This is a genomic window from Pedobacter frigiditerrae (assembly GCF_032678705.1).
In the GTDB taxonomy this organism is placed as follows: domain Bacteria; phylum Bacteroidota; class Bacteroidia; order Sphingobacteriales; family Sphingobacteriaceae; genus Pedobacter; species Pedobacter frigiditerrae_A.
Genome location: NZ_JAVTSS010000001.1, coordinates 1,028,499 through 1,055,337, shown reverse-complemented (window position 1 = coordinate 1,055,337; position 26,839 = coordinate 1,028,499). Strand labels below are relative to the sequence as shown.

General features: G+C 35.0%; 23 protein-coding genes and 1 tRNA gene. 13 read left to right on the top strand and 11 right to left on the bottom strand.

The annotated features are described in order from the left end of the window. Positions 1 to 276: 276 nt before the first annotated feature. The gene (locus tag R2Q59_RS04125; RefSeq protein ID WP_316783881.1) at positions 277 to 1,707 is read right to left on the bottom strand and encodes a protein kinase domain-containing protein; all 1,431 of its coding nucleotides are present in this window, start codon (positions 1,705 to 1,707) and stop codon (positions 277 to 279) included. A gap of 240 nt (positions 1,708 to 1,947) precedes the next feature. Here R2Q59_RS04125 and R2Q59_RS04120 point away from each other — a divergent pair, with 240 nt between their 5' ends. Then, entirely contained in the window at positions 1,948 to 3,219 is a 1,272-nt protein-coding gene (locus R2Q59_RS04120; RefSeq protein WP_316783879.1) for a paraquat-inducible protein A, read from the top strand. A 51-nt stretch (positions 3,220 to 3,270) separates the two neighbouring features. Then, positions 3,271 to 4,608 (top strand): paraquat-inducible protein A, encoded by a 1,338-nt coding sequence (locus R2Q59_RS04115; protein ID WP_316766009.1) that lies wholly within the window; start codon positions 3,271 to 3,273, stop codon positions 4,606 to 4,608. A 74-nt stretch (positions 4,609 to 4,682) separates the two neighbouring features. Here R2Q59_RS04115 and R2Q59_RS04110 read toward each other — a convergent pair whose 3' ends face one another. After that, positions 4,683 to 5,333: a hypothetical protein gene (locus tag R2Q59_RS04110; protein WP_316783878.1), complete on the bottom strand. Its 651-nt coding sequence runs from the start codon at positions 5,331 to 5,333 to the stop codon at positions 4,683 to 4,685. A 216-nt stretch (positions 5,334 to 5,549) separates the two neighbouring features. On the opposite strand from R2Q59_RS04110, the gene R2Q59_RS04105 reads away from it, so the two are divergent. Continuing rightward, positions 5,550 to 6,980, top strand: a complete 1,431-nt coding sequence (locus R2Q59_RS04105) for a sensor histidine kinase (protein WP_316783877.1) — start codon at positions 5,550 to 5,552, stop codon at positions 6,978 to 6,980. Further along, positions 6,977 to 7,729, top strand: coding sequence for a LytTR family DNA-binding domain-containing protein (locus tag R2Q59_RS04100; protein WP_316783875.1), 753 nt, complete (start codon positions 6,977 to 6,979; stop codon positions 7,727 to 7,729). Before R2Q59_RS04105 ends, R2Q59_RS04100 begins: the two co-directional genes overlap by 4 nt. Before the next feature lie 226 nt (positions 7,730 to 7,955). Here the strand turns inward: R2Q59_RS04100 and R2Q59_RS04095 are convergent, their stop codons facing one another. From R2Q59_RS04095 to R2Q59_RS04085, 3 genes are all read right to left on the bottom strand, one after another. Continuing rightward, the gene (locus R2Q59_RS04095; protein WP_316765999.1) at positions 7,956 to 8,150 is read right to left on the bottom strand and encodes a YtxH domain-containing protein; all 195 of its coding nucleotides are present in this window, start codon (positions 8,148 to 8,150) and stop codon (positions 7,956 to 7,958) included. Between the two features lie 224 nt (positions 8,151 to 8,374). Continuing rightward, entirely contained in the window at positions 8,375 to 9,412 is a 1,038-nt protein-coding gene (locus R2Q59_RS04090) for an NAD(P)-dependent alcohol dehydrogenase (RefSeq protein ID WP_316783874.1), read from the bottom strand. A 167-nt stretch (positions 9,413 to 9,579) separates the two neighbouring features. Then, entirely contained in the window at positions 9,580 to 10,089 is a 510-nt protein-coding gene (locus R2Q59_RS04085; protein ID WP_316783873.1) for a GNAT family N-acetyltransferase, read from the bottom strand. A 193-nt stretch (positions 10,090 to 10,282) separates the two neighbouring features. Between R2Q59_RS04085 and R2Q59_RS04080 the strand changes: the two genes are divergently transcribed. Together R2Q59_RS04080 and R2Q59_RS04075 are read left to right on the top strand one after the other, a co-directional pair. Continuing rightward, positions 10,283 to 10,355 (top strand) — tRNA-Lys (locus R2Q59_RS04080). Between the two features lie 226 nt (positions 10,356 to 10,581). Then, the gene (locus tag R2Q59_RS04075) at positions 10,582 to 11,505 is read left to right on the top strand and encodes a TolB family protein (RefSeq protein ID WP_316783871.1); all 924 of its coding nucleotides are present in this window, start codon (positions 10,582 to 10,584) and stop codon (positions 11,503 to 11,505) included. 11 nt (positions 11,506 to 11,516) lie between these two features. Here R2Q59_RS04075 and R2Q59_RS04070 read toward each other — a convergent pair whose 3' ends face one another. From R2Q59_RS04070 to R2Q59_RS04060, 3 genes are all read right to left on the bottom strand, one after another. Beyond that, a complete protein-coding gene (locus tag R2Q59_RS04070; protein WP_316783870.1) occupies positions 11,517 to 11,915 on the bottom strand; it encodes a hypothetical protein in 399 nt (132 codons plus the stop codon). 53 nt (positions 11,916 to 11,968) lie between these two features. Continuing rightward, positions 11,969 to 12,148 (bottom strand): histone H1, encoded by a 180-nt coding sequence (locus R2Q59_RS04065; RefSeq protein ID WP_131553776.1) that lies wholly within the window; start codon positions 12,146 to 12,148, stop codon positions 11,969 to 11,971. Positions 12,149 to 12,382: 234 nt separating this feature from the next. Next, positions 12,383 to 12,778, bottom strand: coding sequence for a hypothetical protein (locus R2Q59_RS04060; protein WP_316765988.1), 396 nt, complete (start codon positions 12,776 to 12,778; stop codon positions 12,383 to 12,385). 113 nt (positions 12,779 to 12,891) lie between these two features. Here R2Q59_RS04060 and R2Q59_RS04055 point away from each other — a divergent pair, with 113 nt between their 5' ends. Further along, on the top strand, positions 12,892 to 13,659 hold the full coding sequence (locus R2Q59_RS04055) for an MBL fold metallo-hydrolase (protein ID WP_316765985.1): 768 nt from the start codon (positions 12,892 to 12,894) through the stop codon (positions 13,657 to 13,659). A 432-nt stretch (positions 13,660 to 14,091) separates the two neighbouring features. After that, positions 14,092 to 14,535 (top strand): DUF2721 domain-containing protein, encoded by a 444-nt coding sequence (locus R2Q59_RS04050; RefSeq protein WP_316765982.1) that lies wholly within the window; start codon positions 14,092 to 14,094, stop codon positions 14,533 to 14,535. Positions 14,536 to 14,569: 34 nt separating this feature from the next. On the opposite strand, the gene R2Q59_RS04045 is transcribed toward R2Q59_RS04050, so the two are convergent. Together R2Q59_RS04045 and R2Q59_RS04040 are read right to left on the bottom strand one after the other, a co-directional pair. Next, entirely contained in the window at positions 14,570 to 15,154 is a 585-nt protein-coding gene (locus R2Q59_RS04045; RefSeq protein ID WP_316765979.1) for a TIGR00730 family Rossman fold protein, read from the bottom strand. Between the two features lie 167 nt (positions 15,155 to 15,321). After that, entirely contained in the window at positions 15,322 to 17,910 is a 2,589-nt protein-coding gene (locus R2Q59_RS04040; RefSeq protein WP_316783869.1) for a TonB-dependent receptor, read from the bottom strand. 355 nt (positions 17,911 to 18,265) lie between these two features. Between R2Q59_RS04040 and R2Q59_RS04035 the strand changes: the two genes are divergently transcribed. Beyond that, positions 18,266 to 18,619 carry a hypothetical protein gene (locus R2Q59_RS04035; RefSeq protein ID WP_316765975.1) on the top strand — a complete coding sequence of 118 codons (354 nt, stop codon included), beginning with the start codon at positions 18,266 to 18,268 and terminating at the stop codon, positions 18,617 to 18,619. Positions 18,620 to 18,969: 350 nt separating this feature from the next. On the opposite strand, the gene guaB is transcribed toward R2Q59_RS04035, so the two are convergent. Next, entirely contained in the window at positions 18,970 to 20,439 is a 1,470-nt protein-coding gene (guaB, locus tag R2Q59_RS04030) for an IMP dehydrogenase (protein ID WP_316765973.1), read from the bottom strand. Positions 20,440 to 20,578: 139 nt separating this feature from the next. On the opposite strand from guaB, the gene R2Q59_RS04025 reads away from it, so the two are divergent. The 4 genes from R2Q59_RS04025 (at position 20,579) to R2Q59_RS04010 (ending at position 26,738) form a co-directional block, all read left to right on the top strand. Next, complete coding sequence (locus R2Q59_RS04025) at positions 20,579 to 20,860, top strand: pyrimidine/purine nucleoside phosphorylase (RefSeq protein WP_316783866.1); 282 nt, start codon at positions 20,579 to 20,581, stop codon at positions 20,858 to 20,860. Positions 20,861 to 20,893: 33 nt separating this feature from the next. Further along, positions 20,894 to 22,732, top strand: a complete 1,839-nt coding sequence (locus R2Q59_RS04020; protein WP_316783864.1) for a PQQ-binding-like beta-propeller repeat protein — start codon at positions 20,894 to 20,896, stop codon at positions 22,730 to 22,732. 125 nt (positions 22,733 to 22,857) lie between these two features. Beyond that, positions 22,858 to 24,846 (top strand): DUF3858 domain-containing protein, encoded by a 1,989-nt coding sequence (locus tag R2Q59_RS04015; RefSeq protein WP_316783863.1) that lies wholly within the window; start codon positions 22,858 to 22,860, stop codon positions 24,844 to 24,846. Then, positions 24,843 to 26,738, top strand: a complete 1,896-nt coding sequence (locus R2Q59_RS04010; RefSeq protein WP_316765961.1) for a DUF3857 domain-containing protein — start codon at positions 24,843 to 24,845, stop codon at positions 26,736 to 26,738. The genes R2Q59_RS04015 and R2Q59_RS04010 overlap by 4 nt, the downstream gene beginning before the upstream one ends. The last annotated feature ends 101 nt before the right edge of the window (positions 26,739 to 26,839 follow it).

Genomic DNA, 26,839 nt, shown 5'->3' with positions numbered 1-26,839 from the left:
CATTCCGAGTTCCGAGGAATCTATTAGTTAAACAACCTAAAAATAATTAAGAGACAATACTGCATACCATGATTGAGGCTTTGGACAAGGTCAATGCGGTGGTATAATACATTTATAGGCCCTGTACCAAATTGCCTAATAGTTAGTAAACTGGATTAAAAATCCCTGGGATAAGAAGTACGAGATGCCTTTCAGAACATCTCGAACAGCAAGGGACTTCCTCAGATGCTTGTAATTAAACTGAACTAAAAATTTATGAATATAGTGAGACTTAACTTATTTAACCGATTTTAGAATATCGTCAAGAGCTTTAAATCCCTTCTCAAAATCCATTAGTACATCCTGCTTTAAATTAGGCTGATTAAAATTAAACTCTTTAATCACAACATCCCCATGCAAAATGGGAGTTAATGAACCCACTGGAATATACGCAGGTATAATACAGTATTTTTGTTTGTCAAACCCGCTTAGGTTTAATTCAAAATAAATGGCTAAAATTAACTGCGGATACTTATTTATATTCTCTAAATTTAATCTAATAAAAAAACCATCACAATTTACTGTTAACGGGTGAGAGATACCAAGCATTTCAGGCGTGCAAAAATCTAGGAAGTGATCTGCTTGAGCTCTATCAACGGCATTTCCAAAACCAAAACTTTCATAATGTTTAGTGGATATGGTTCCCCATTCTTCAGTTAATTCTTCCGATACTCTATGAAATGCAGCTAAAATTTGGTCATACTCTTCTCTAATTAGCCTTTCCATTTTTATTTTATTACCTTTTGACTGATTATCGATGTCGTTTAACATCACTTCAATAAAATTTTCATGTGTTAGCTTTTGTTTAGTTTTAAGCCAAAATTCCAGACCGGTGATGAATGCATCAATTGTGGATCGCAGATTAGGATCGAATTTAGTTGCGTCAGCAATCACATAATCTAACGAATAAGGATTTCTGACCTTCCTACCGCTATTTACAATAGTCATTTTTGTAAATTCCAAATCTGTTAATAAATGAGGCTCTTTACCATAAATTAAAGTCCAGAGAATCCTTCCAAGAGCAAAGATGTCTGATGGGCGATGATCAGAATCATCAAGGCGTCCACGAAGTAATTCGGGTGCCCGATAACTGACAGAGCCAATCAGTTCCAGCATACCACTTAGTCGTTGATCTTTTTCAGGTATGTCATTTAAATCAATACTTAATCCAAAATCAGAAATGAAAATATTCTCATTGTCATCAATAAGGATGTTTTCTGGTTTCAAATCACGATGAGCATAATGCTTATCATGTAGTCTTTTAATTGCTTTTGATATGCCTAACATAACTTTCACCGCATTAGTTCCATCATCGTCGGCAAATGATGTGATTTTTTCAGATAGATTAGCCTGATAAAGATTCATCACGTAATAAGCTAGATCTGCTAATTCATTAATTTCATTACATTGTTTAATCTTCTTTGGGGGTTGTTGATTAAAATCAATAACCTCAACAATTCCTTCGATATCTCGCAAAGCAGCCATAGTATTAATCTCAGCAATAAACCTGGGATAGCGTTCTGGTGAACTAAATCTTCGGAAAACCTTAATCGCAATTGGTTTTGTGTTGTCTGTTGCTTTTAAAACATAACTATTACCACCTTCATTAAAATATTCAACGTCTGCCCATTTAGTTTTTAGTATTTCTTTTATTTTACCTTTACACATACCCTATTTTTCCCTAAATTAAGTATTTATTACTTTTAAAAACTAAATAAATTGCCCTTTTAAGTACCATTTGTTTTATAGTTCCACCCAGATCACCTCCACAATACAGTTTTCATCCCAACCCCAAGCCCCTTCCCAAAACAATCTCTCCCATCTTTTGTTACTAGGCAATAACCTACAAACTTGTCTAAAAACACTCAATCAATCCCCGTTAAAAAATCTAGCATAATCAAAATCTTTTTGATTATAGGTCTTTCATTGTTACTGATTGGCGAAGGATACTTTGGTATTCAGCTACATGAACTTTCAGAACGCCAAGAACATTTAAAGAAGGACTTTGCAGATATGAATAACATCAACCTAGGTCTTTTTTCTGTCGACCAATGGCACGATAAGGTAGAGCATATCATCAAACATCAAGTTAGAGACTTAAACATCACTGCTGAAGAGAAAAGGGCGCTTCAAAAGGAAATTGAAGGCGTTATTATCGCACTCATCAATAAGGCAGAAGCATTGGTAACCAAGCCAGAAAAAAAATCTCTTAGGGGTAAATTAGTCAAGTTTGCGGTTAAGAATTTTGTAAATGTCGATACCATCAAGAAGCAGGTTCCGGGCATGGCCAGAACAATGATGAAGAAAATCGACAATCCTAATAACAAAAAACAATTGAGTAAAATGGCACTCAAGGAGCTCGACAAGTTTGAACAGAGTGATGTAATTGACAGTATTTTAACTGCTAATGCCGTAGCCATCAGCAAGGTTTACAAAAAATACAAAGTCGATTCTAATGAGCAGCTGAACCAAAAAATCAAAGCAGAACTCAAACACATCGAAACAGCTACTTATACCTATTGTTCAGCCATGCTGATTTGTATAGTAGTGGCGCTCACTTTATGGTGGATCTTCAGAAAACAAAAAGCATTACATGCTACCCTATTTATCATGTCATTGCTTTTTGCGTTTATTCTATTGGGTGTTGGCCTAACCGCATCAATGATTGAAGTAGATGCTCGTATCAATGCTTTAGATTTTGTATTGCTTGGTCAGCACGTTACCTTCCAAGACCAAGTTTTGTTTTTCCAAAGCAAGAGCATTTTAGATGTAGTGATTATCCTTGTGAATGGAACAGCTATAGATTCTATTCTGGTTGGTGTGCTAATTCTTGTGTTTAGTATTCTATTTCCCATCATGAAGCTCAGTTCGACAGGTATACATCTGCTTGGGAGAAAAAGCTGGGCAGAAAACAAAGTCATCAAATATTTTGCATTCCAATCAGGCAAATGGAGCATGGCCGACGTGATTGTTATAGGCATACTAATGGCTTACATTGGATTAAACGGTTTGTTGGAAAGTCAATTGCAACGCCTTAAAGTTCCTATTGATTCCCTCACCTTAATATCTACCCATAATACAGCTTTACAACCTGGCTATATCATATTCATTGCATTTGTATTGTTTGGCTTAATATTATCAACGATTCTCAAATTCATTACACCCAACGATGCCTCTTAAATCATCAACACAAAAAACTAGAATTTTAACCTTTATAAATCAACGCTTAAATTGACTGTAGAAAAACATAATCAGCAACCACAGAAAACTAAAAAAAGCATCCTCGCTAATATCCTTTTGATTTTAGGTCTTGGTATTTTTCTAGTTGGAGAATGCTATTGCGGTTACAAACTTTACACCTTATCTAATGAGCAAGAGCAAATTGCGGAGGATTACGCTACAGTAAACAGCATCACCTTTGGGGTATTTTCAGTGGATCTTTGGCGAGATAAGATATCACATATCGTAACCAAGGAGATCAAAGGTTTTAAAATTACCAAGGAACAGAAAAAAGAGATGCGTATTGAGGTAGAAACGCAACTCCACGCCATGATTAGCAAGGTAACGAAGGAAATTACAAAACCACAAAAAGGCATTGGTAATAAATTGAAGAAGTTTGCCTTCAAACAATTTGTTGATCCTAAAGAAATTCACGATCAGGTTCCCTCTTTCGCTAATATCATTATCAACAAAATTACCAGTCCACGAGCGACTAATAAACTGAAGAATATTGCAACTGATAAGTTCGAAAAATTAGTTGATGAAACTTATGACAGTACCAAAGTAGCGACTTATCAAGTTAGCAAACAGCTGTACAGTAAGTACTATGTGAATAGCCAACGTACTTTTAATAAACAGATAGAAACTAGATTAAGCAACATCCGAGAGGTAACTTACAATTATGCTTATGCAATGTTAGGCTTTATGGCAACGGCCTTTATCGCTTGGATTATCTTGAGAAAAAAGACCCATCTACACAGCACTCTATTTGTTATGTCCTTACTTTTTGCATTGGCATTATTGATCACAGGTGTAACAGTTTCCATTATTGAAGTAGATGCCAGATTGAGCTCCCTTGAATTTCTAATGATGGGCGATAAAGTAGCATTCGAAAATCAGGTGTTGTTTTTCCAAAGCAAAAGTATTTTAGGGATTGGAGAAGTACTGATGCAGCAACCTAAACCTGATGCAATTGCTGTTGGTGTCATCATTATACTTTTCGTAATCATCTTGCCTATCCTGCGCATCACAGCCAGGGGAATCCACATGCTTTGTAAACCAATAATTGCAGAAAATGGGATTACTAGGTACTTGGCTTTCGAATCTGGTAAATGGGACATGGCCGATGTCATGGTGGTGGGTATATTGATGACTTATATCGGCTTAAACGGAATTCTTAAAAGTCAGTTATCTGGACTGAACATGAATGATGAGTTTCTTAAAACTGCAACTGTCAATTATACCTCTTTGCAACCCGGCTTTATCATTTTCGTGGGTTATGTGAGCTTTGCATTTTTTCTTTCTTATATGTTGAAGAAGATTACTTGTAGTATTAATAAGGATTTATAGAATTTGGAAGTAGTCATTAACTTGCAGATTTCTCCTCGTTCCTAGCTCGGAATGACAGTAGATTTTAAAATCATCTATTTCTCCAAACAACCTTTATTCCCCTTATTTTTAAAAGCCAATAACGCATTAAAATCCTTCAATAAACCCTTTATTGGTTTACAGTTTACAACTTTATTTGGCACATCATTAGGTATTGGATTATCTTTTACATTTTTTCTGCTGGTATACTTCTTCTCCAAACAAAGTATAGACTGATTATTTACTACATACACCCGTGATTCTGTAATATCGTCGTTTGTAACACCATCGCCTGCTCCACTAACAAAACTCCATATTAACTTATTCAAGTGTGCAAAATATAGTTGACCATCATTTACAAAATATAGGTCCGTCGCCTCAAAATGGCTGTACTCATTATAATTGTGTTTAATCAACATTAATTTACCATTTTTTGAGAAGTAAGAAATTTTTCCTCCTCGCTCCTGTTGACAATTGTAATTATAGGATACCGAATCAAGTTGACCAGCATTTAGCAGATTACTGGTAGCTGCATAAACCTGTTTGATAGCAGCTACAGAATTAGGTTGTATAATTTCAGACCTTTGTCTATTCCCTATTTCAACTGCTTGATGTGGAGTATCTTTTATAGTTTTTGTATCAGTTTTTTTCTCCTGTCCGCAGGCAAGCAATAATAGACAGATCACTAAACAATTAACATTCTTCATAATCATCATTAGGTTATAGTTAACAATTTAAAAAGCTATTGGTTTACCAAAAAAATTATACCTCCAAATTCACATCCATAGCTCCCATCCTCACAGTTATGCTATTTTATGACTTTGCACCGCTGTATTTTTGATTTTAATAAAACTTAAGGATTCAATGACTTTATACGATGATTGTCATTGTTAAAACTATAATCCATTATATTAGCAATTATTATGATTTCATATTCAACACTTTTTTCAGCAAAAGTCGGTCGGTATATTACATTAATTTTATTGCTCCTTATTGCAAAGCCGAATGTTCAGGCTCAGGAAGTAAATGATTATCTTAGTTTTAATCCCGCAGGAATAGAAGGTAATCAAATCAAAATCATCCCTCAAGGTAAAACTGTTAAAGTTTTAGCAACAGGCGGCTATGTAGACATCCGGGTTAATAAGGCACTTAGAATAACAGAGGGGATAATCTTTCGCACATATTTCAAAAATAAATCGGTTGAAAAAACAGTTGACAATCCATTTGATGCTGCAATTTACCTTTCTCCTGGTAATGATTTTTATATTGATTTGCTCGATGTCAATTCAAACGATTTAATAAAAAGGTACATCCTACAACGGCCTCATTTAATTCCGCGAATTGAATTTTATAATCAGGAAAACCATCATATCTATACTACAAATCAAGATGGCAAAGAAGGCGCATTCAAGTTGCCTCCTGGAGAAAAAATAAGACTAGAACTAACACAAGACAATGGGTTTAAGTTTATGCATGTAGAGTATGTTTTACGTAACTTAAAAACTGGAAAAACACAGCAAGGAACTAGCAAATACAGGATCAAAGATTTAAGCTTTGAAGCCAACACTTATTACGAGCTTCGAGTTAATTACGTTGATCAGCGTGAAAGTACAATTGTAGTTCATATACGTGTAAAACCCTACTGGTATCAATCTATCATTACTTACGTGAGTATCTTGGTTGTTTTAGCAGCTCTTGGTATTTTGTTGATCATTAAAACCTTCAAGAAAAGGATCAACATTTCTAAGAAAGAACAACGCAAGTTAGAACAAGCAGCAATTCGATTACAATCTTTACTTAATCCACATTTTACCTTTAATGCCTTGAGCTCAATACAAGGTTTAATGAACACCAATCGCATTGATGAAGCCAACCAGTACCTAGAAGAATTTAGCTCTTTATTGCGACAAACTCTGGCTACCAGTCAGCAAGTTTATACCACGCTCGATAAGGAATTAGAAATGATGCGTTTATACATCAAACTAGAAGCATTTAGGTTTAATTTCTCATGGGAAATAGAAATTGATGAGGAGTTAAACTTATCGGAAATTGAAATTCCAACTTTGTTATTGCAACCATTGATAGAAAATGCCATTAAACACGGGATTGGGAATTTGGGAGATCAAGGAAAATTGATAATTAAGTGCAAGGAAGGCGCAAAAAAGGATACTTTTATTATTGTAATCAGAGATAATGGCACATGGGTGGAAAAAGAACATAACGGTTATGGTCTTTCTTTAACTGCAGAGCGGATACAAACCATTAATAAAATGAAAAAAGAACAATCTATTGTATTAACTTTTAACAAAGTTGAAGGTACGGAAGCCATTTTAACATTCGAAAATTGGATATGATTACAGCAGTACTGGTAGATGATGAATTGATCAATAACAGCAACCTAAAGGCTTTGCTTAATCGGCATTGCCCAAAAATTAATGTTATCGCTACCACCACAAATGCTGATGAGGCTAAAATTCAAATTATGGAATTAAAACCTGATGTGGTATTTTTAGATATAGAAATGCCTGATAAAAATGGATTTGATTTATTAAAATCAATAAAAGAACCTAATTTTGATGTGGTTTTTGTAACTGCATACGACAATTATGGGATCATGGCCATCAAGTTTTCTGCATTGGATTACCTATTAAAACCTATTAATATCACAGAACTGAAAAAAACGATAGAAAGAGTTGAACAATCAGTTCAAGTTAAAAAGCAAAATGCTCGACTTGATAACTTACTTGAATTATTGGATAAAAAGCACAATAATGATAGTCAGAAAATAGCTTTACCAACGCAAAAGGAAACTTATCTAGTGCCTGTTAAAGAGATTGTGAGGTGCGAATCTTCTAATAATTATACCACATTTTTCTTGACTAACGGCTCATCACACTTAATTTCGAGGCCACTCTATGAATATGATGAGTTGTTAAGTCCTTATGGTTTTGTACGTTGCCACCAATCTCATTTGGTGAACAAAACACATGTTACCAGTATTTTAAATGAAGATGCTGGTTATTTGATTTTGGATTATACCGATCAAAAGATTCCAATTGCTAAACAACGCAAAAGCGAGGTTAAGTCTTTGTTGAGAATGTGATGAGATGGCGTTTCTATCGGTGAGACACTGGTCGAAGGGAACTCAATACATTTAGTAATCTATCCTACCATCGCATTACGATTGCCAGTCGAGCTGGCAATGACGCATCTTTCACAGAAATTCTTCGTTTGCAGACTACGTTGCCCTGTTCCCTAGATTACTCCTTGAATTTATAGCACAAAAAAGAGGCTGCTTTCACAACCTCTTTTTATCTTTTTAAGCTAGTTTATCTCGCTAAATCATCATTCATGTATTTAGCCTGTAAATCTTCTTTGTAAGCTTTTGCTTTTTCCATCCACTCTGGTGCTTTGTCTTTCAGATCGTCTACAATAGACTTACCAGTTACTTCATCAGGTTTAGTGATGTATTTATAGGCGCCATAAATGGCCGCTCCAATTATTGCTGTTCTTAATAATCCCATGGTTTCTGTTTTTTAGGTTTAACATTTATGTTATTAAAATGTTTGGAGTAGCATAATTTATTTTTGTTACAGGTAGTTAAGCGATTAGGTACTCATAAAAAAAGAGATACCAATTGGGTATCTCTTTTTTTTAATCTACGTCATTTCGACTTTAGGAGAAATCTCTTTGTTTATTAGTAATAGATCTCTCGTCGCTGCGCTCTGTCGAGATGACGTCAATACTGTTACAAAGTAGCCATGTCAATTACAAATCGATACCTTACATCGCCTTTAACCATTCTTTCATAAGCAGCGGTTATGTCTTTGATGTCTATCAATTCGATATCTGAAACAATGTTGTGTTCTGCGCAAAAATTTAACATCTCTTGAGTTTCGGGTAAACCTCCAATACCAGAACCAGCCAAGCTTTTACGACCACCGATTAAAGAAAATGGATGGATAGCATAAGGAGCTGGAACACCTACCACAATATGAACACCATTGGTACGCAACAACGAAAGGTACATATTCATGTCATGATCTGCAGATACTGTATCTAATATAAAATCAAAACTACCAGTTACGGCTTTTACTTGTGCTGCATCTGAAGTTACCACAAAGTGATGTGCACCCAATTCTATAGCTGCTTGTTCTTTAGATGGAGACGTACTCAATACGGTTACTTCAGCGCCAAAAGCCACACCAAATTTAACAGCCATGTGTCCTAAACCGCCTAGACCTAAAACAGCTAATTTGTGTCCTTTTCCTACTTTCCAATGTTTTAAAGGAGAATAAGTAGTAATACCTGCGCATAACAATGGCGCCGTTGCCGCTAAAGGTAATTTATCCGAAATGTGTAATACAAACTCTTCACGCACTACAATATTGTTCGAGTAACCACCATAAGTAGGCACGCCATCTCTACCTTTGTTATTATAGGTTTGTGTATTTCCATCTAAACAATATTGCTCAAGGCCATCTTTACAGTTTTCGCATACCTGGCAAGAATCAACTAAACATCCCACTCCTGCTAAATCACCTAATTTAAAGTTTTTCACATGATCGCCTACCTTAATTACCTTGCCCACAATTTCGTGACCTGGTACCATAGGGAATATTCCTGGAAACCAATCGTTTTTAATTTGATGTAAATCGCTATGGCAAACACCACAGAATAATATTTCAAGCTGAACATCGTATGCGCCAACTTCTCTACGCTCAAAGTTCCAAGCTGCTAAATCAGTCTCTGGAGTTTGTGCTGCATATCCTTTTGATTGTATCATAATTTATTTTGTTTTGATAAGTAAAGTTATCATAAGTGAGAATACAGTAAGTAGCCATTTTAAATTATGGCGAATAAGTTACAAATACGTTTAGGATTTAGAGTGCATCACAGACAAGAAACTCCGCCTTAGAGAGCAAAAATGGCAGAATAAAGTAATGACATTGCTTACCTAACCGCTAACCGTTTCTCATAACAGTAAAACAATAAACTTGGTCTAAAACTTAAATCAATTTCGCCAGCAAATCCATAGCCTAATCTCGGGAATAGTGCTTGCGTGGCTTTGTTCATGCTATTGGTATCTACACGAAAGATATGGATATTTTTATTGATAGCAATGAGTTCAGCTTTTTCTAATAGTGCTACCGCAATACCTTTGCCTTGATAGGCCGGATGTACAGCTAAGCGATGGATAACGATGGCAGTTTCATTAGTATCCCAACCAACTTTTGCATATTCTGCTTCTTGGTCTGTGGTAATGGCAGCGATGCCCGCTATAGCTCCATCAATTTCTGCAAGCCATAATTGCTGTAATTGTATGTCTGTTTCAAATACTTCAGGATTTGGATAAGTATCATCCCATTGGAAATTACCAGCCTCAATCATTAACGGGACAACTGCTTTAACCAATTGCATGACAGGATCAATATCCAAAAGTGTAGCTTGTCTGATGAGCATATGGCTTGTCTTTAGATTTATTAATGGTTTATTTTTCACCATAAGCAAAGAAACAAATTTCATTTTTACAGCACAAGGAATCCTTTAATATGTTGGTTCACAATGGAGAAAAAACGTATTTATATTTTTTTCAGAAATAATTGGGCAAATTCATTTTAATCTCTATATTTGCACCTCCTTAAACAAAAGGAATGATTCCGTAGCTCAGCTGGTAGAGCATTACACTTTTAATGTAGTGGTCCTGGGTTCGAATCCCAGCGGGATCACAGAAAGCTTCACAATAGTGAGGCTTTTTTCGTTTAGAAACCTCCAAAACTCACTTTTGAAGAGGTAGACAAATGAAAAAAGATATTCCTGCCTATTACATAGTAGAATTGAATTTTTGTTTCCGCTATTTTATTAGAAAATTGATCATTCAAAAATTTTAGTTAAATTTCATCAGCGTAATAGAATATGTACGCTATCTAAAAATTAACACTCAAACTAAACACTATGAAAAGACAGCTTATTTTCTTCTTTATTGGTTTCTTTTGCTTGAGTTCTTGTGGCTTATTTAAAAAAACCACAACTAAGTCTTATGAGGCCTCTCGTAGCCAAATTATGTTTACTAGCAATAGAGATGCAAATTACGAGGTTTATATCATGAATGATGATAGCACAGGGGTTAAAAACCTAACCAATAATCCTGCTACAGATTATGGACAAAATTGGTCGCCTGATGGAAAATATATATTATTCTATAGCAGCAGGACTGAAAATGAAGAGATCTGGCGTATGAATAGTGATGGGACCAACTTAATCAACCTTACTAATGCCCCATCTAATGAAAGAGGCGCTTCTTATTCACCAAGTGGCAGATCCATTGTTTTTACTTCAAATCGTGATAACAAAACTTCAGACCTATATTTAATGAATGCTGATGGAAGCAATATTAAAAGATTAACATTTGATAAGGGTTATTGTGAAAGCCCTACATGGACACTTGAGGGTAAACAAATTGTATTTACTTTTTTTGTTGAAGACGATGTGAATAATAAAAAAGCCAGTGGGGAGCTTTTCATAATCAATGCTAATGGAAGTAACAGAAAAAGATTAACTCACAAAGAAGGCTATGATTCTGGTGCTGCTATCTCTCCCAATGGAAAAAACATTGCTTTTTATGGAAAATCCGAAAGCGGTAATACTGATCTTTTCATTATGAATATAGACGGAACAGGGATTGTTAACATTACCAATGATAAGTTAGAAGATTATTCTCCAGCTTGGTCGCAAGATGGCAAATGGCTTGCATACACTTCTGGTAACTCGGCCAATTATGATGTTTGGAAAATAAATATCGATACCAAACAAAAGATGCGTTTAACAAATCAGGTAAAAAGAGATGAAACTCCCTACTATAAACCTGTAAAAAAATGAATTAACTCATCCTAACTCACAACACCTAAAGAAGAACCAAATAAGCTCAATCTTTCTACTGATGGACTTACGCTCAGTCCACTTTCGTCTCGTTGTTGTTGGAAGGCTAAAAATGATGGAGTAGATAATATGGTTTGCTGTACTTCTTCATTCTCATACATCGAGATGTGCAGAAAGGTTAATCCATCATCTTGAAGATAAACATTGTAGAGAAATTTCAGTTGCTTTAACTGCTTAAAATCGGTTAAAAAAGCATTGATATTCTGCTTGTTTTGCGCAGCAAATTCGGGTTTTACAGTGTAGCTAACTTTAACTGATATCATTTTAGGGAAAATAAAATCTAACACTCTTTTAGTGCTAATATACTGATATTTAGCATATTTAAAATACAAAATAAGAGTTTTATGCATAAAAAAAAGACTTCACCTTGGTAAAGTCTTTTTAGTAATATAGAGCCTGTAGCTTATTTACCTGAGTTTTTTTTCTCAGTTACTTCAGTACGAATTTCTTGAGCTAAACCTTTAAGGTCTTGCATGGCTTTACGTACTCTTGTACCTGCTGCAGCGTTACCACCGTTATAAAATTTTTCTGCATCTGCTTCAATTGCAGCGATTACTTCTTTCACTTTTGAAAATTTTTCCATGTTTTTATATTTGTTTTTTTTAAGGTTTGGAAGCAGTCTTATGACGGTTTCCATTTTTTAGTTTTAATTTGATTTCAAATATATCATTTAAACCTAATAAACAAGTATCTGTTTAATAATTAATATTGCCTTACGATATTGCTAAGCCACTTTTTGCATAAAAACTCCCTGAAAAGCAATTTGTTAGCTATTAGGTTTTTTTTTACTTTTTTTTCTATAAAGTGCCTTTAATTGCTATTTAACCATAGTAAGTAGACAAATAGCATCAGAAATTGCACTCGTTTTAAAGGATAGTTGCTGATGTAAAGTAACCAATTCGCCATCTTTTAGCTCCACTTTATTGCCCAAACTTTCAAATAAAACCTGCCCTTTTATTACTTGTAAACTCATTGTTGCTTCATTTTCTTCTTTTCCAGGATGAAATTCTGAATCAATTTTCATGGCAATCAAGGTAATGGTTACGCTATCAGACTTAAAAACAGTAATGGCATTCTTGCCGTTTTTCTGATAGGCATCCTCGCCTTTTAATTGATCAATATATTTAGGAATATTTATCGGAATTATTCCAGCATCTAACGGCCTCGCTCCTTCCGGACGCTGCTTTGTTGCATTATTGTGTTTCTCCTCCATGGTTATTCATTTATGTTGTAAAAACAGTAATTTACTAAAGTTGTTTCAATCAACACAATGTTTATAAATATGCTGCATTTGAATTGATAAATTCATTTTCTTTGTAGCCTCCTATGGCATTATTCATCAGCTCCTTAAACACCGGTAGTAACGGCAATTGTTTCTACATTGGCAATACCGATGAAGCAATATTAGTTGATGCTGGTTTAAGCTGTAAGGAAACTGAAATAAGGATGCAAAGGTTATCGCTCTCTATGAGCAAGGTAAAAGCCATATTTATTTCCCATGAGCACAGCGACCATATCCGTGGATTACCAGTGCTGGCAAAAAAATATCAAATACCTGTTTATATAACTCAAAGCACCTTGCTTAGTGGAAGACAACAAATCCAATCTCATTTGATCCAATCATTTTTGGCTTACGTTCCTGTGCAGTTTGGCAACTTAAGCATCACTGCATTCCCAAAAAAACACGATGCCGCAGAACCTCATAGTTTTACGGTTTGTTGTAATGGTGTTACTGTAGGTGTATTTACAGATATTGGAGGCCATTGTGATCATGTGATCAATAACTTTAAGAATTGTCACGCTGCTTTTTTAGAAGCCAATTACGATGAGGAAATGTTAGAAAAAGGACGTTATCCCTATTTTCTCAAGAACCGCATTCGTGGTGGTAATGGTCACCTCTCAAATAAACAAGCTTTAGATTTATTCCTAGCACATAAACCTGCTCACATGAGTCATTTATTCCTTTCCCACTTAAGTAAGGATAATAATTGTCCAGATTTGGTGCATAACTTATTTCAATCGCATGCAAATGGAACTGAGATCATTGTAGCTTCTAGGCTGCAAGAAACAGCGGTTTACCATATTAGCGCTTAAATAGTGTTTTTTGTCATTCAGTGGACACCTGTACTGACTTCTTCGGGAGCGAAAAATCTAGTAGGTGAACTTTTGGTAAATCCAGACTTTGTATAAAATTGAGTTGAAAAGGTAAATCAGTAACTATTATTAAAGTCAGTCCTTCTTTCCGCTTAATCTTTTGGCCATCCTTCTCTACGTTCAGGATAACAGCCAAAAGTATATCGCTGCAATAAGGTTTAATGAACAATGGCTTTTGCTACTATGTTAGGTTGCAGAAGCGCAGACCTACATTACTAAACCTGCCTACTGCACCTTAGGCAGGGAATGGAAAGCCCAACTAACTTTAAAAACCACTTATGTTTTTGCTTTTCAAAAAACAATAAGCATTAAAAATAAAGCTATCAGTAAAATTTGCCTATTATTTAATATGTTTGGGTAAATTGAGCTCAAATGAATTTAAGCATAAATACTCCCGCACTATTATTTCCTGCAATAAGTTTAATCATGTTGGCTTATACCAACAGGTTTTTATCATTGGCAAGTTTAGTGAGAAGTTTACACGCTAAATATGCTGCCGATAGCAAGGATGGCTCGATTATTCATAGCCAAATAAAAAACCTGCGTTATAGGTTACGCCTTATTAAAAATATGCAGACTTATGGCATTTGTAGTTTTATAAGTTGCATATTTTGTATGTTTTTTATTTATATAGAAAAAGAAATAATGGGCGAAATATTGTTTGCTATTAGTTTATTATTCTTTATTGCATCGTTGTTTACTTCTCTAATTGAAATTAGATTAAGCACTAAAGCTTTAGAATATGAATTAAGCGATATGGAAGACCTGCAAGATCCTTCGTTAGTTCAGTATATTAAAAATAAGTTTGATAAATAGTTGGGAGTTCAGAGTTGGGAGTGAAGCCTCAAGACTAAGAAAGATTTCTATCTCTAAACCATACCTCATCTGGAGCCGCTTTAAAGTTTTGCATTTTTGAAACCAACACAGCCGCATCTGTTTCATTAAAGACTAAATCTCTATTGGTTTGTTTTAAGAAACGATGTTCTACCATGACATCCATTTGTTTAAAGAGATGGTCGTAGAAACCATTTACGTTTAACACACCTATTGGCTTGCCGTGTAAACCTAATTGTAGCCAAGTTAAAACCTCAAACAGTTCCTCTAGCGTACCAAAACCACCTGGCAAAATCACAAAGCCATCGGCCAAATCTGCCATTTTTTGTTTACGTTGGTGCATATTTTCGGTAACAATCATTTCTGTTAAACCTTTATGACCAACTTCTTTATCCATTAAAAACTGAGGAATAATGCCAGTTGCTTTTCCGTTGTGTTTTAATATTTCATCTGCAATTACACCCATTACACCTACGCTTCCACCACCAAAAACTAAAGTGATATTTTGGGATGCCATTGTTTCAGCTAAATCTTCTATAGCTTTTCTTAAAACTGGGTCGCCATTAAAATTGGAACCGCAATACACGCAGAGTGATTTCATTAATTTTGGATTAAGCCCAAAAGTAATGATTTAGTTCATTTGTTCAATAGTATCATTGGTTCATTGAGCTAATTAGCTTAAAATAAAAAAGTTGATAGTCCATAGATAATAGTTGGTTGCCTAAGCGCCCAAGCCATTGACTATAAACCATCAACTATAGGCTATATCTAGAAACTATATCTCAACGTTGTACCATAAGTTCTTGGATCGCCAAGTACACCTGCATATAAACCAGAATTACCTGCTGCAGCTTGTAATTGTTCGTAATAATTTTTGTTGGCAATGTTTCTGCTCCAAACGAATATTGAGATTTTTTCTGACTTAAATCCTGCCCTAGCATTTAATAAAGCATAGCCATCAACATTTAACACTTTTGATGGAGTTGGGTTTGAAGAATAACCTGAACGGTAACTAGCATCTGCAGCTATAAAAAACCTTCCAATTTTGGTTGCCAAATTACCTGGAGTGCTAAATTCTGCACCACCAGAAACATTCCATTTAGATATACCTGGCAATCTGCCACCAGAAGCATCTTTAAAAGCCACTTGAGTAGATACTCCATTAATGATTTCAGTATGCCCAGTTTCTTCTAAAGGCAAAGGTGCATTAGTGAACTTTACGTATTTACCATCAAGATAAGCCAAGGCTGCATTAACAGTTAAAAATCTTTCTAACTGCAAGCTACCATCTACCTCTAATCCTCTTACTTTAACCTTCTCAGCATTAGCTAAATAACCTCTATTTACACCTAATTGCGGAGATTGAACGTTAGTTTGGTAATCTTTAATATCTGTATTAAAAGCTGTTACATTTACAATTAAACCTTTAATTGGTTTTGTCTTCAAGCCTAACTCGTAATGCTCAACATATTCTGGTTTTACAATTGCCAATGATAAGTCTGCTTGTCCGTTTGATGTTGTTGGCAAACCACCTACATTTACGCCAACAGGTTTATAAGCAGTAGAAAAAGTACCATAAGCATTTACTTTATCGGTTGGACGGTAAGATAGCGTAATGTTACCAGACAAGTTGTTGTTATCTGTGCTTGTGGTAAACTGTTGATTAGCATAAACTGCTGCTTTTAACGCAAGTAATGCAGCATCTGAGGTTTGTAGACCCCCGTAAGTAACCCTATCATAATCAACATCTTTTTTATCATAAGTGTATCTTAAACCGGGCAAAATATGTAAGTGATTTAAAAATTCCCAATCAACTTGTGCAAACACAGCAGCACTTAACGATTTAATTGTTGAATTGGTTTTAATTCCAAAACCATCTAATAAACCAGGGGTTGAATATAAAGCTTGTGCACCTGTAGCTGCTGTTTGAACAAATCTCCATTGGTCTTTACCAACTTCTTCTGTTTGAGACAATCCTTTTAAATTCTGACCAAGAACGAACACACCAACCACACCACTCAACTTCTCGGTGATTTGACCAGCATATCTTACCTCTTGAGAATACTGATCATGACGAGAGTTTCCTTGAGATTTGGTTAAGGCAGACAACTCTGAGAAATCACGGTCGTTTGTAGGGTCCCAGTTCCAAAATCTCCAAGCACTTGTAGAAGTAAGTGTTCCATTGCCAATTTTATAATCTACGTTTAATGATGCACCACCGATTGATTGGTTTTGTTTCCAAGGTGTATTTGTATTTATTGTTCTTGAAAATGGGTCAATAACAGGTTGTTTGTAACCTAAATCGGAAACAATTTTAGCATATTGACGGTAAGCACTCCTCTCTGTTGTGGTAACACCTGCAATTACAAGTGGGTAACCAGCAGGATGTTGAATGCTCACATCTCCACTTAACAGTATTTGTAATTTGTCTGATGGTGTGTAATAATATTGACTTTTAATACCAATGTTGTTTTGTCCACTGTATTTACGTTCTTCTCTAGTATTATAAATTGTACCATCTCTTTGTGTACCAGAGATAGCTAGTTTTGCAGCAAGATTTTTTGCCAAGCCACCAGAAATTGATGTCTTTGCTTGTATAAAGTTATAGTTACCAAAGCTTAGCTCTGCTTTTGCTGTTGGCACTTGAGTTGGTTTTGTTGTAGTGATGTTAAACGCACCAGCGGTAGTGTTTTTACCGAACAACGTGCCTTGTGGACCGCGTAAGATTTCTATTTGTTCTATATCGAGGAAGTCTGTAGAAGTTGCTGCCGGACGAGCCTGATAAACTCCATCAACATAAAAACCTACTCCTGGATCGATACCATCATTCGTTAAACCAAAAGTTGAGCCCAAACCTCTAACATTTAGTGTTGTGTTTCTAGCATTCGATGCATATAACTGTACGGATGGAACTAGTTCTTTTAAACGATTAACATTAAAAGCGCCTGCGTTTTCTGCTGCCTGACCACCAATTACAGTAATGGCGATTGGCACATCTTGTAAAACTTCTGAACGTCTTCTTGAAGTTACAACAATTTGATCTAACAAGGCATCTTCTACTAAAACTAACTCTAAAGGAGTGTCTTGAAGTTTTAAAACTTGAAAATCTTGTGGCTTGTAGCCTACTGAGCTCACTTGAAGATAAAATGGCGCATCTTGTTTTGAATTGATGCTAAAAGCACCTTTATCATCTGCACTTACAGAGATATTGGTACCCCTTATTTTAATGGTAGCTCGTGGTACTGGAGCCCCATCTGTACGTTTTACGATACCCGTAATAGGGCTTTGTGCAAAAACAGAGTTTGCGGAAAGGGCTAACAAAAAGAGGATTAGAAAGGATAAGTATTTGTGCTTCATTGTAAATTTATTGGTTACGTAATCTAAATTTTTCTATAGTCTACTAAATCTATAGAATATATCGACAAATGTATTCTAAAAATTTTAACTACCAAATTTTATTTGGAATTAATTTTGAAAATTTTGATTGACGGAATTAAATATGGAATGTTAATTAGCAAAGTAGCTGTTTAACATTGAGAAGTTTAGAGAATTAAGGATTTGGAACTAGCAACCTTCGGTGTTTTGGATATTTAAACCCAATTAAGTAGAAATATCTTTTTTATTTACCAAAAATTGAGGGAATCTGAATAAGAAAATATAGCTTTGCTTAAATCCTACCTATTGTTTTATGCATCCATAAAAATTATTTTTTATGTGCGTAAAAAAATTCATTTATCTTTTTTTAGTTTTTTCTATTTTAGTTTCGAGTGTTAAAGCAGGTGTAGGTTGTACACTTGATGGACTTACCATTTATACAAATAAAAATGGTGGTGGGAAATATTTTGATGCTGGCGGTATGATGGTGAAAATAGTCGCTACGCCTGGTTGCGTCTTTCCTGCAATTTCTCCCTCCACACCTTGTTTGTTTACTAGTGGAACACCAGGTGGTTATTTAGCTTCTGATGTGCTTGAGTGCCCTGTTGATGAAAGCTACTTTATTTTAGGGTTTGGGGTTTTAATTTCAATTTTCTCTATTAGGAAGATAAAAGCGCTATCATTAACATAGCTAATATGCTATAGAAAATTATGGCTATAGAATTAAGAAACCAGCTGATTTTAGCCTGTTAGCATTTAGAAATGTAGGTTTTGAGACTTAGCAACTGTTGTATTTTGCACTGTTTTAGTTTAATTAAACCAGATTGAAGTGAATGCCGATTTTTCTTCGGCAGAAACGAAAAGCGGGGCTATCGTAACCGATGCCCCGCTGTATTTGATTTTCAAATTATTTATAAGCCTATATAAAATGCTTTAAGATTTCTTTCCCGAATAGTCGGGACAGGCTGTGCCTCGCAATGACGACATACGCTTTAGTCTTTGGTGCTGGCCTGTCCGGAAGGAAGGTTTAAGCTTTCAATTTTATCTTGTATAGTTTGGTGCTTCTTTGGTGATTGTAATGTCATGAGGGTGACTTTCTCTCATACCTGCAGCAGTGATTTGTACAAATTGAGCCTCTTGTAACTTCTCAATTGTTGCAGCACCACAGTAACCCATACTTGCACGTAAACCGCCAATGTATTGGTACATCACCTCGGCCAAAGTACCTTTAAATGGCACACGACCAACAATACCTTCTGGCACTAATTTTTTAATATCGTCTTCTACATCTTGGAAATAACGGTCTTTTGAACCTTGCTCCATAGCTTCGATAGAGCCCATTCCGCGATAAGATTTAAATTTACGACCTTCATAGATGATGGTTTCACCTGGAGATTCTTCTACTCCTGCGAATAAAGAACCAGCCATAACGGTGCTTGCTCCAGATGCAATTGCTTTAGCGATATCTCCTGTGTGTTTAATTCCACCATCGGCAATAACAGGAACTCCAGTACCTTTTAGTGCTTTAGCACATTCGAAAACTGCATATAATTGAGGTACACCAACACCAGCGATGATTCTCGTGGTACAAATAGAACCTGGTCCAATACCTACTTTAACCGCATCGGCACCAGCATCGGCCAAAAATTTAGCAGCGGCACCAGTGGCGATATTACCCACGATAACCTGTAAATCTGGATATTTTGCTTTTACTTCCTTTAATTTATCAACCACTCCCTTTGAGTGACCGTGAGCGGTGTCAATTGTAATTACATCTACACCAGCTTTAACAAGTGCATCTACTCTTTGCAAGGTATCTGCGGTTACTCCTACTGCCGCACCCACACGTAACCTTCCTCTTTCATCCTTACAAGCAACTGGGTAATTTTTAACTTTAGAAATATCCTTGAAAGTGATTAGCCCACACAAATAACCTTCTGCATTAACTACAGGCAACTTTTCAATTTTATAATTTTGAAGAATTTCTTCTGCTTGAACTAAGTTTGTACCTTCTGGAGCAGTAATTAAGTTGTCTTTTGTCATTACTTCAGCAATCGGTCTTGCCATGTCTTTTTGGAAACGCAAATCGCGATTAGTAATGATACCTACCAATTTATTATCGGCACTAACAACAGGAATACCTCCAATTTTATGCTCTTTCATGATCTTAAAAGCATCTGCAACTACAGACGTTTCTAAAAGCGTAACTGGATCTTGGATCATTCCACTTTCCGAACGTTTCACTTTACGTACCTCTTCAGCTTGTCTGTCAATCGTCATATTCTTGTGAAGCATTCCGATGCCTCCATTTTGAGCAATGGCAATAGCTAATTCTGCTTCAGTTACCGTGTCCATGGCAGCAGAAATTAATGGAACGTTAAGCTTAATTTTTTTTGTTAAAAATGTTGCTGTATTAACATCACGGGGCAAAATCTCTGAATATGCGGGCACTAACAATACGTCATCGTACGTTAAACCTGTTGCAATAAATTTGTTGGGATCGAGTTGCATAGCAAATAAATTAGGAGTTCTTATTTGCAGGGCAAAGATACAAAAAAACAACGCAAATAAAAAGGTATTGTTAAAGATGCTTAAATATTAAGCTTTGCTGACAAATATTTATATTGTGCTCATTAAATCAATTAATAATATGATACAAGAAAACCAATATTTTGATGGCAATGTAAAGTCTTTAGGTTACGCTACTGCGGAAGGAAAATCTACAATAGGGATAATTAATCCTGGTGAGTATGAATTTGGAACCGCTCAAAAAGAAATCATGCACATTATTGAGGGTTCATTATCAGCATTGCTTCCAGATAACCAAGAATGGAAAGTTTTTAATACAGGAAGTAATTTTGAAGTACCAGCAAACTCTTCTTTTAAGGTAAAGACCGAAATACAGGCAGCTTACCTTTGCCAATACAGATAAATAGCTAAAAACCATTGTTTTAACCTTTTTGAAATGAAAAAGATAATTGTTATCGCTTTTCTATTTTTTAGTACTGCTGCTTTTGCCCAAAGCTTTAAGTATGCCTTTGTAAGCGATACTCATATTGGTAGCGCAAATGCGGATGAAGATTTAAGAAGAACTGTGGCTGATATTAACAGTCAGCCTGAATTGGAATTTACCATCATAACCGGCGACATTACCGAAATGGGTACAAATGAGGAGTTAAAACTTGCTCGGGAAATCCTATCGGGATTGAAAAAACCATATTATATCATGCCTGGTAATCATGATACAGGTTGGTCTGAATCCGGAGGTGTTAGTTTTATTAAGGAATTTGGTTACGATAAATTCACTTTTGATTATAAAGGTTATCGTTTTATTGGCTGTGCATCTGGACCTTATGTACGCATGTCTGATGGTCATATACCAAGAGATGCTACAGTTTGGTTAACCGATGTTTTAAAGAAAACACCAAAGGAAATGCCTGTTATTTTTGCCAACCACTACCCTATTGACAACAGTTTAGACAATTGGTATGAAGTTACAGACAGGTTAAAAGCAAAAAACATTCAATACATCATTTGCGGACATGGACATAACAATCATCAGTATAATTTCGAAGGAATTCCTGCTACAATGGGTCGCTCTAATTTAAGAGCAAAAGATAGCATTGGTGGCTATAACGTGGTTAATATGACTAAAGACACGGTTTATTTTTCACTTAAAAAGCCTATGCAGACGTTATTGCCATCTTGGCGAAAAATCCCGCTAAAAACTTTTGTTCATCAGTCTTTAAAAGCATACGACAGACCTAATTACGATGTCAATAAAAAATATGCAGCTGTAAAAGAGTTGTGGACTTATCATTCTAACGCAAACGTAGTAAACACACCAGCCTACAGCGATAACGTTGTTGTTTTCGGAAATAGTTTAGGATTAATTGAAGCATTGAATAAATCAACAGGTAAAAGACTGTGGAGTTATCAAACTAAAGGAGCTATTTATTCATCGCCCGTGGCAACTAAACAAGTTGTTATTTTAGGTTCTGGAGATGGAAACATTTATGCGTTAAACATCGCCAATGGCAAATTAGTTTGGAAAGTAACAACTGAACATTCTGTTTTGGGCTCTCCCGTAATTGATGGTAAAACCGTTTTTATTGGTGGAAGTGACCATAATTTTAGAGCATTGGATATTAAAACCGGAAAAGTAATTTGGAAACATGAAGGCATTGAAGGTGCGGTTGTTGGCAAACCGTTAATTTACAGAGGAAAAGTTATTTTTGGATCATGGGGCAGGCATTTATATGCTTTAGACTTAAAAACTGGAAGCCTTGCTTGGAAATGGAACAACGGAAATATGAACCGGATGTTCTCGCCAGCAATGGTTACCCCTGTTGCTACAAATGGAGTTGTTTACATTGCCGCACCAGATCGTTTTTTAACTGCTATCGATGTAAATAATGGACAAACTTTATGGAGAAATAAGGCGGCAGGCGTACGCGAATCTATTGGATTATCTGCTGATAGCACAACCGTTTATGGTAAAACAATGCAAGATGAAATAGTAGGTTATACTACTCAAAATGCAGACCCAGGTGTAGCTTGGAAATTTAATGTTGGCTTTGGATATGAGCATGCACCATCGCAATTAATAGAGATGGACGGAAAGGTGTTTTTTGGGACAAGGAATGGTGTAGTTTATGTTTTTGACCCTAAAACAAAGCAAAATTTGTGGGCTCATAAAATAGATAATTCTATGGTTAACACAGTTAATGTAATCGATGGAAAAACTGTACTGGTAAGCACTATGGATGGGAAAGTAACCCTATTAAAAAGCATTAATAATTAAAATTTCGTCTAATTTGGCATAAAAATGTTCATACTTTTTACATCATAAACTTTTATTTAAAATATTTTCTTCGTTATTAAAAAAGCCATTAAAATGTTTTTATTATTGCAATAGATAAAAAAAACATGAAAATTAAAACGCTCTTTCTATTCGTGGGAATTATAATTTCCCAGCTGACCAGTTACGCTCAAAAAAAAGAATTTAAGTTCGGTAAAATAGCTCCAGAAGAATTTCAAACTAAGGCAACAGGTAAAGATTCTGCCGCTGCTGCCATTAAATTATTTGACGTAGGAAATTGTCGTTTTGAATACAACCAAACTAATGGTTTTGTCTACGTTTTTGAAAGGCACATTCGTTATAAAATCTTAACAAAAAGTGGTTATGACCTAGCGAATTATAAAATAGGACTATATAGATCTGATAACAGTAGTAAAGAAGACCTTAATAACATGGAGGCCTCAACTTATAACATGGTTGATGGCAAAATGGTGGTGAGTAAAATTACGAAAGATGCCAAGTTTACAGAAGAATTTAATAAAAATTTCACTTACAAAAAATTTGCATTACCAAATGTTAAAGAAGGTTCTATTATAGAATTTAAATACACTATCAAATCAGATTTCATTCGTAATTTAAGGGGTTGGAGTTTTCAAAGTGATATACCAACACTTTATAGCGAGTATAATGTTAAAATACCAGAATATTTTAGCTATAAAACAAACACGGGCGGTTATTTAGCCATTAACAGGACTAAGCATGAAGATATTAATGCTAGTTACATTACCGGAGTAACATCTACCGCAACCTACGACCAGTATGTATTGGAAAACGTACCTGCCTTTAAAAATGAGTCTTTTATCACTACCGTAGAAGATTACATCCCTAACATAGAGTTTGAACTTCGATCTACACAGTTTCCTGGAGAAAGGATTTATGATTACAATGGCTCATGGCCAAAGATTATTAAGGAACTTGCAGACGATGAAAACTTTGGCTTGTTTATCAATAGAAACTCCTATACTAAATCTTTGTTGCCCAATTTGTTAAAAGGGGAAACTGACACCTTAGCCATAACAAAATTGATTTTTGATTATGTGAAAAACAACATCAAATGGAATGAGGAACGTGGCAAGTATGCAAGTAGTTTAAATCCCAAAGCTGTTTTCGATAAAAAATCTGGCAGCTCGGCCGACATCAACCTAATCCTTATCAATTTATTAAAGGAGGCAAAAATAAATGTGCGTCCACTTTTACTAAGTACAAGAGATAATGGCATGCATCCAGGTTATCCAATGATTACCAAATTTAATAATGTACTTGCTCATTTGGTTATCAAAAACCAAAATATATTATTAGACGCCACCGATAAAGATTTACCTATTGGAATGATTTCTTATGATAATTTAAACCATGAGGGTTTATCCATTGATTTAAAAAATGTAGATGGCAGGTGGATCATGATGGAGCCTACGTTTGCAAATGAAAAAATAGTTAACTACAATTTGGTGTTAGATAAGGAAAATAAACTTAAAGGCACAATTAGTCAATATGCTAAAGGATATGCAGCTTTAAATTTGAGAGATAAATACAGGACGACCAATAACGAGACTGAGTTTCTAAAAACATTTAAGAAAGATAAAACTGGTTTAGAACTTTCAGACTACAAAATAACCAATCTTGATGCGCTTGATGAACTTTTATCGGAATCAATGAATGTTACCATTGAAGATAATGTGGAGGAAGCTGGTAATTTGGTTTACTTTACTCCGCTGTTATTTGAGAGAACCAAAGAAAACCCATTTAAACACGATGAAAGATTATTTCCGGTAGATTTTGCTTATCCTATTAAAGAAAACTATAGAATTACCGTTAGCTTTCCAGAAGATTACGAGGTTGAGAAATTACCAAAAAGCACCACTTTCAAAATCCCAGATAACAAGGGAACTTTTAGCATAACTTTCTTAAGTGAAGGGAAATCATTAATGGTTAAAAGTATAATAGATATAAATAAGTCTTTTTACACGCCCGAAGAATATTTTGATTTGAAGGAATTATTTAAGGCAATTGTAGAAAAACAAGCTGAGCAAATAGTATTTAAAAAGAAAGCGGAATGAAAAAACTAACTATTGCCCTATTTTTTACTTGTTTATGGTTCAATGCAAATTCACAATCTAATTATGATGTAAGTAAAATTCCAGAAGCACTTACAAAAAATGCAATTGCAGTAATTAGAAACGAAGAAATGTTCTTTGATTTTAAAAGTGCCAGCACTGGTCAACAAGATTATAAAATTGCCGTAACTATTTTAAATAAAGCAGGAGACGATTTAGCAGAAATGAATGAAGATTACGATAAATTTTCAAGCATTTATAACATCAAAGCAACAATTTATGATGCAAACGGAAAGAAAATAAAAGATTATAAATCTTCAGATATAAAAGACCAAAGCTTAATCTCAGATTATTCTATGTTTGAAGACAATAGGCTTAAATTTCTCAAATTTTACAACATTACTTATCCATACACCATAGAATACAGTTATAGTAAAGATTACAAGGGCATTTTATCTTTTCCTTCTTGGTATGCACTAAAAGGTTATAACATTGCCACAGAAAAATCTAGTTATACTTTTCGGAAAAATGCTGGCTTAAATATTAAATATCTAGCAAGTAACAACACTAAAACAGATTCGGTTAAGATTGGCGATAAAATGCAATATAAGTGGTCATGCATTAACCTTCCTGTGATAGAGAAAGAACCTTACAGTGTTGGCTTAGAGAATGCTACTGACTGGGTAAAAGTATCGCCCACTCAATTTGAGTATGACAATACCACTGGAAATTTCGATAGCTGGAAAAACTTTGGTGCTTGGATTTATAAGTTGAATGAAAATGGGAATGTTTTACCTATCACTACAAAAGATAAAGTTCAAAGTTTAATTAAGGATGCGAAAACACCAAAAGAAAAGATAAAAATTCTTTATAACCATTTACAGCAAAACACAAGGTATGTAAGCGTACAGCTAGGGATTGGGGGCTTTAAGCCTATATTGGCTGAAAAAGTTGCCCAAGTTAACTATGGTGATTGTAAAGCGTTGTCTAACTATATGAAAGCATTACTTTTTGAGGCTGGCATCAAATCTAATTTAATTGTAATTGGAAATGGGATGCCTAGCATGAACCCAAAATATTCGAGCATGGGACAGGCTAACCATATGATTTTATGTGTTCCGTTAGAAAAAGATACCACTTTTTTAGAATGTACAAGTCAGCATTCTCCAATGGGGTTTATTGGTTACGATAATGCAGACAGAAACGTTTTAATGATTACCGAAGATGGTGGAAAGATAGTTCACACCCCTGCTTACCTTGCTAAAGACAATTATCAAAACAGAAAGACGAAAGTTATTTTTAAAGAAGATGGGCTGGCAGAAATTGCCATTAACTCTAGTTATGGTAACGCTCAATTCGAAGATAACATGGGCATACTATTAGCTGAGCCAGTAGAACAACGCAAAATAATTAATGAAAACAATGGTATTCCTGGTGCAGAATTAATTGCATTTAAATTTGAGCAAGCCGATAAGGCCAAACCTGTTATGACTGAGGATATTAGTTTTAAATCTACCCAATTACTAACGAAAGGTGCTGATAAAATATTCTTAACCATTAATTTAATGAATAGGAAAGAGAGCGTTCCTGCCAAGATAGAGAACAGAAAAACACATTTTGCAGTTAGTTTTAGTTATCAAGATGATGATGAAATTACGTACAACCTACCCAAAGGATATGCGATTGAATTTTTACCTAAAGACATTAATATCACCTCAGAATTTGGTTCTTATAGTGCTAAGTTTATAGCTAAAGACAACGTGATTACTTATGCCAGAACACAAATGATGACGGCTAAAAAGTTTCCACCAGAAAAATACAATGAGTTTGTAGAATTTAACAAGAAAATTTATCAAGCAGATAAACAAAAAGCCATTTTAGCTAAGGCACCGTAAGAAAAAAAGCTTCTCTATAGGGAAGCTTTTTTTCTATACGCCTTTCGTTATCATAAATATTACTATCATCAGAATCGATAAATCATTGTTCTAATTTTATA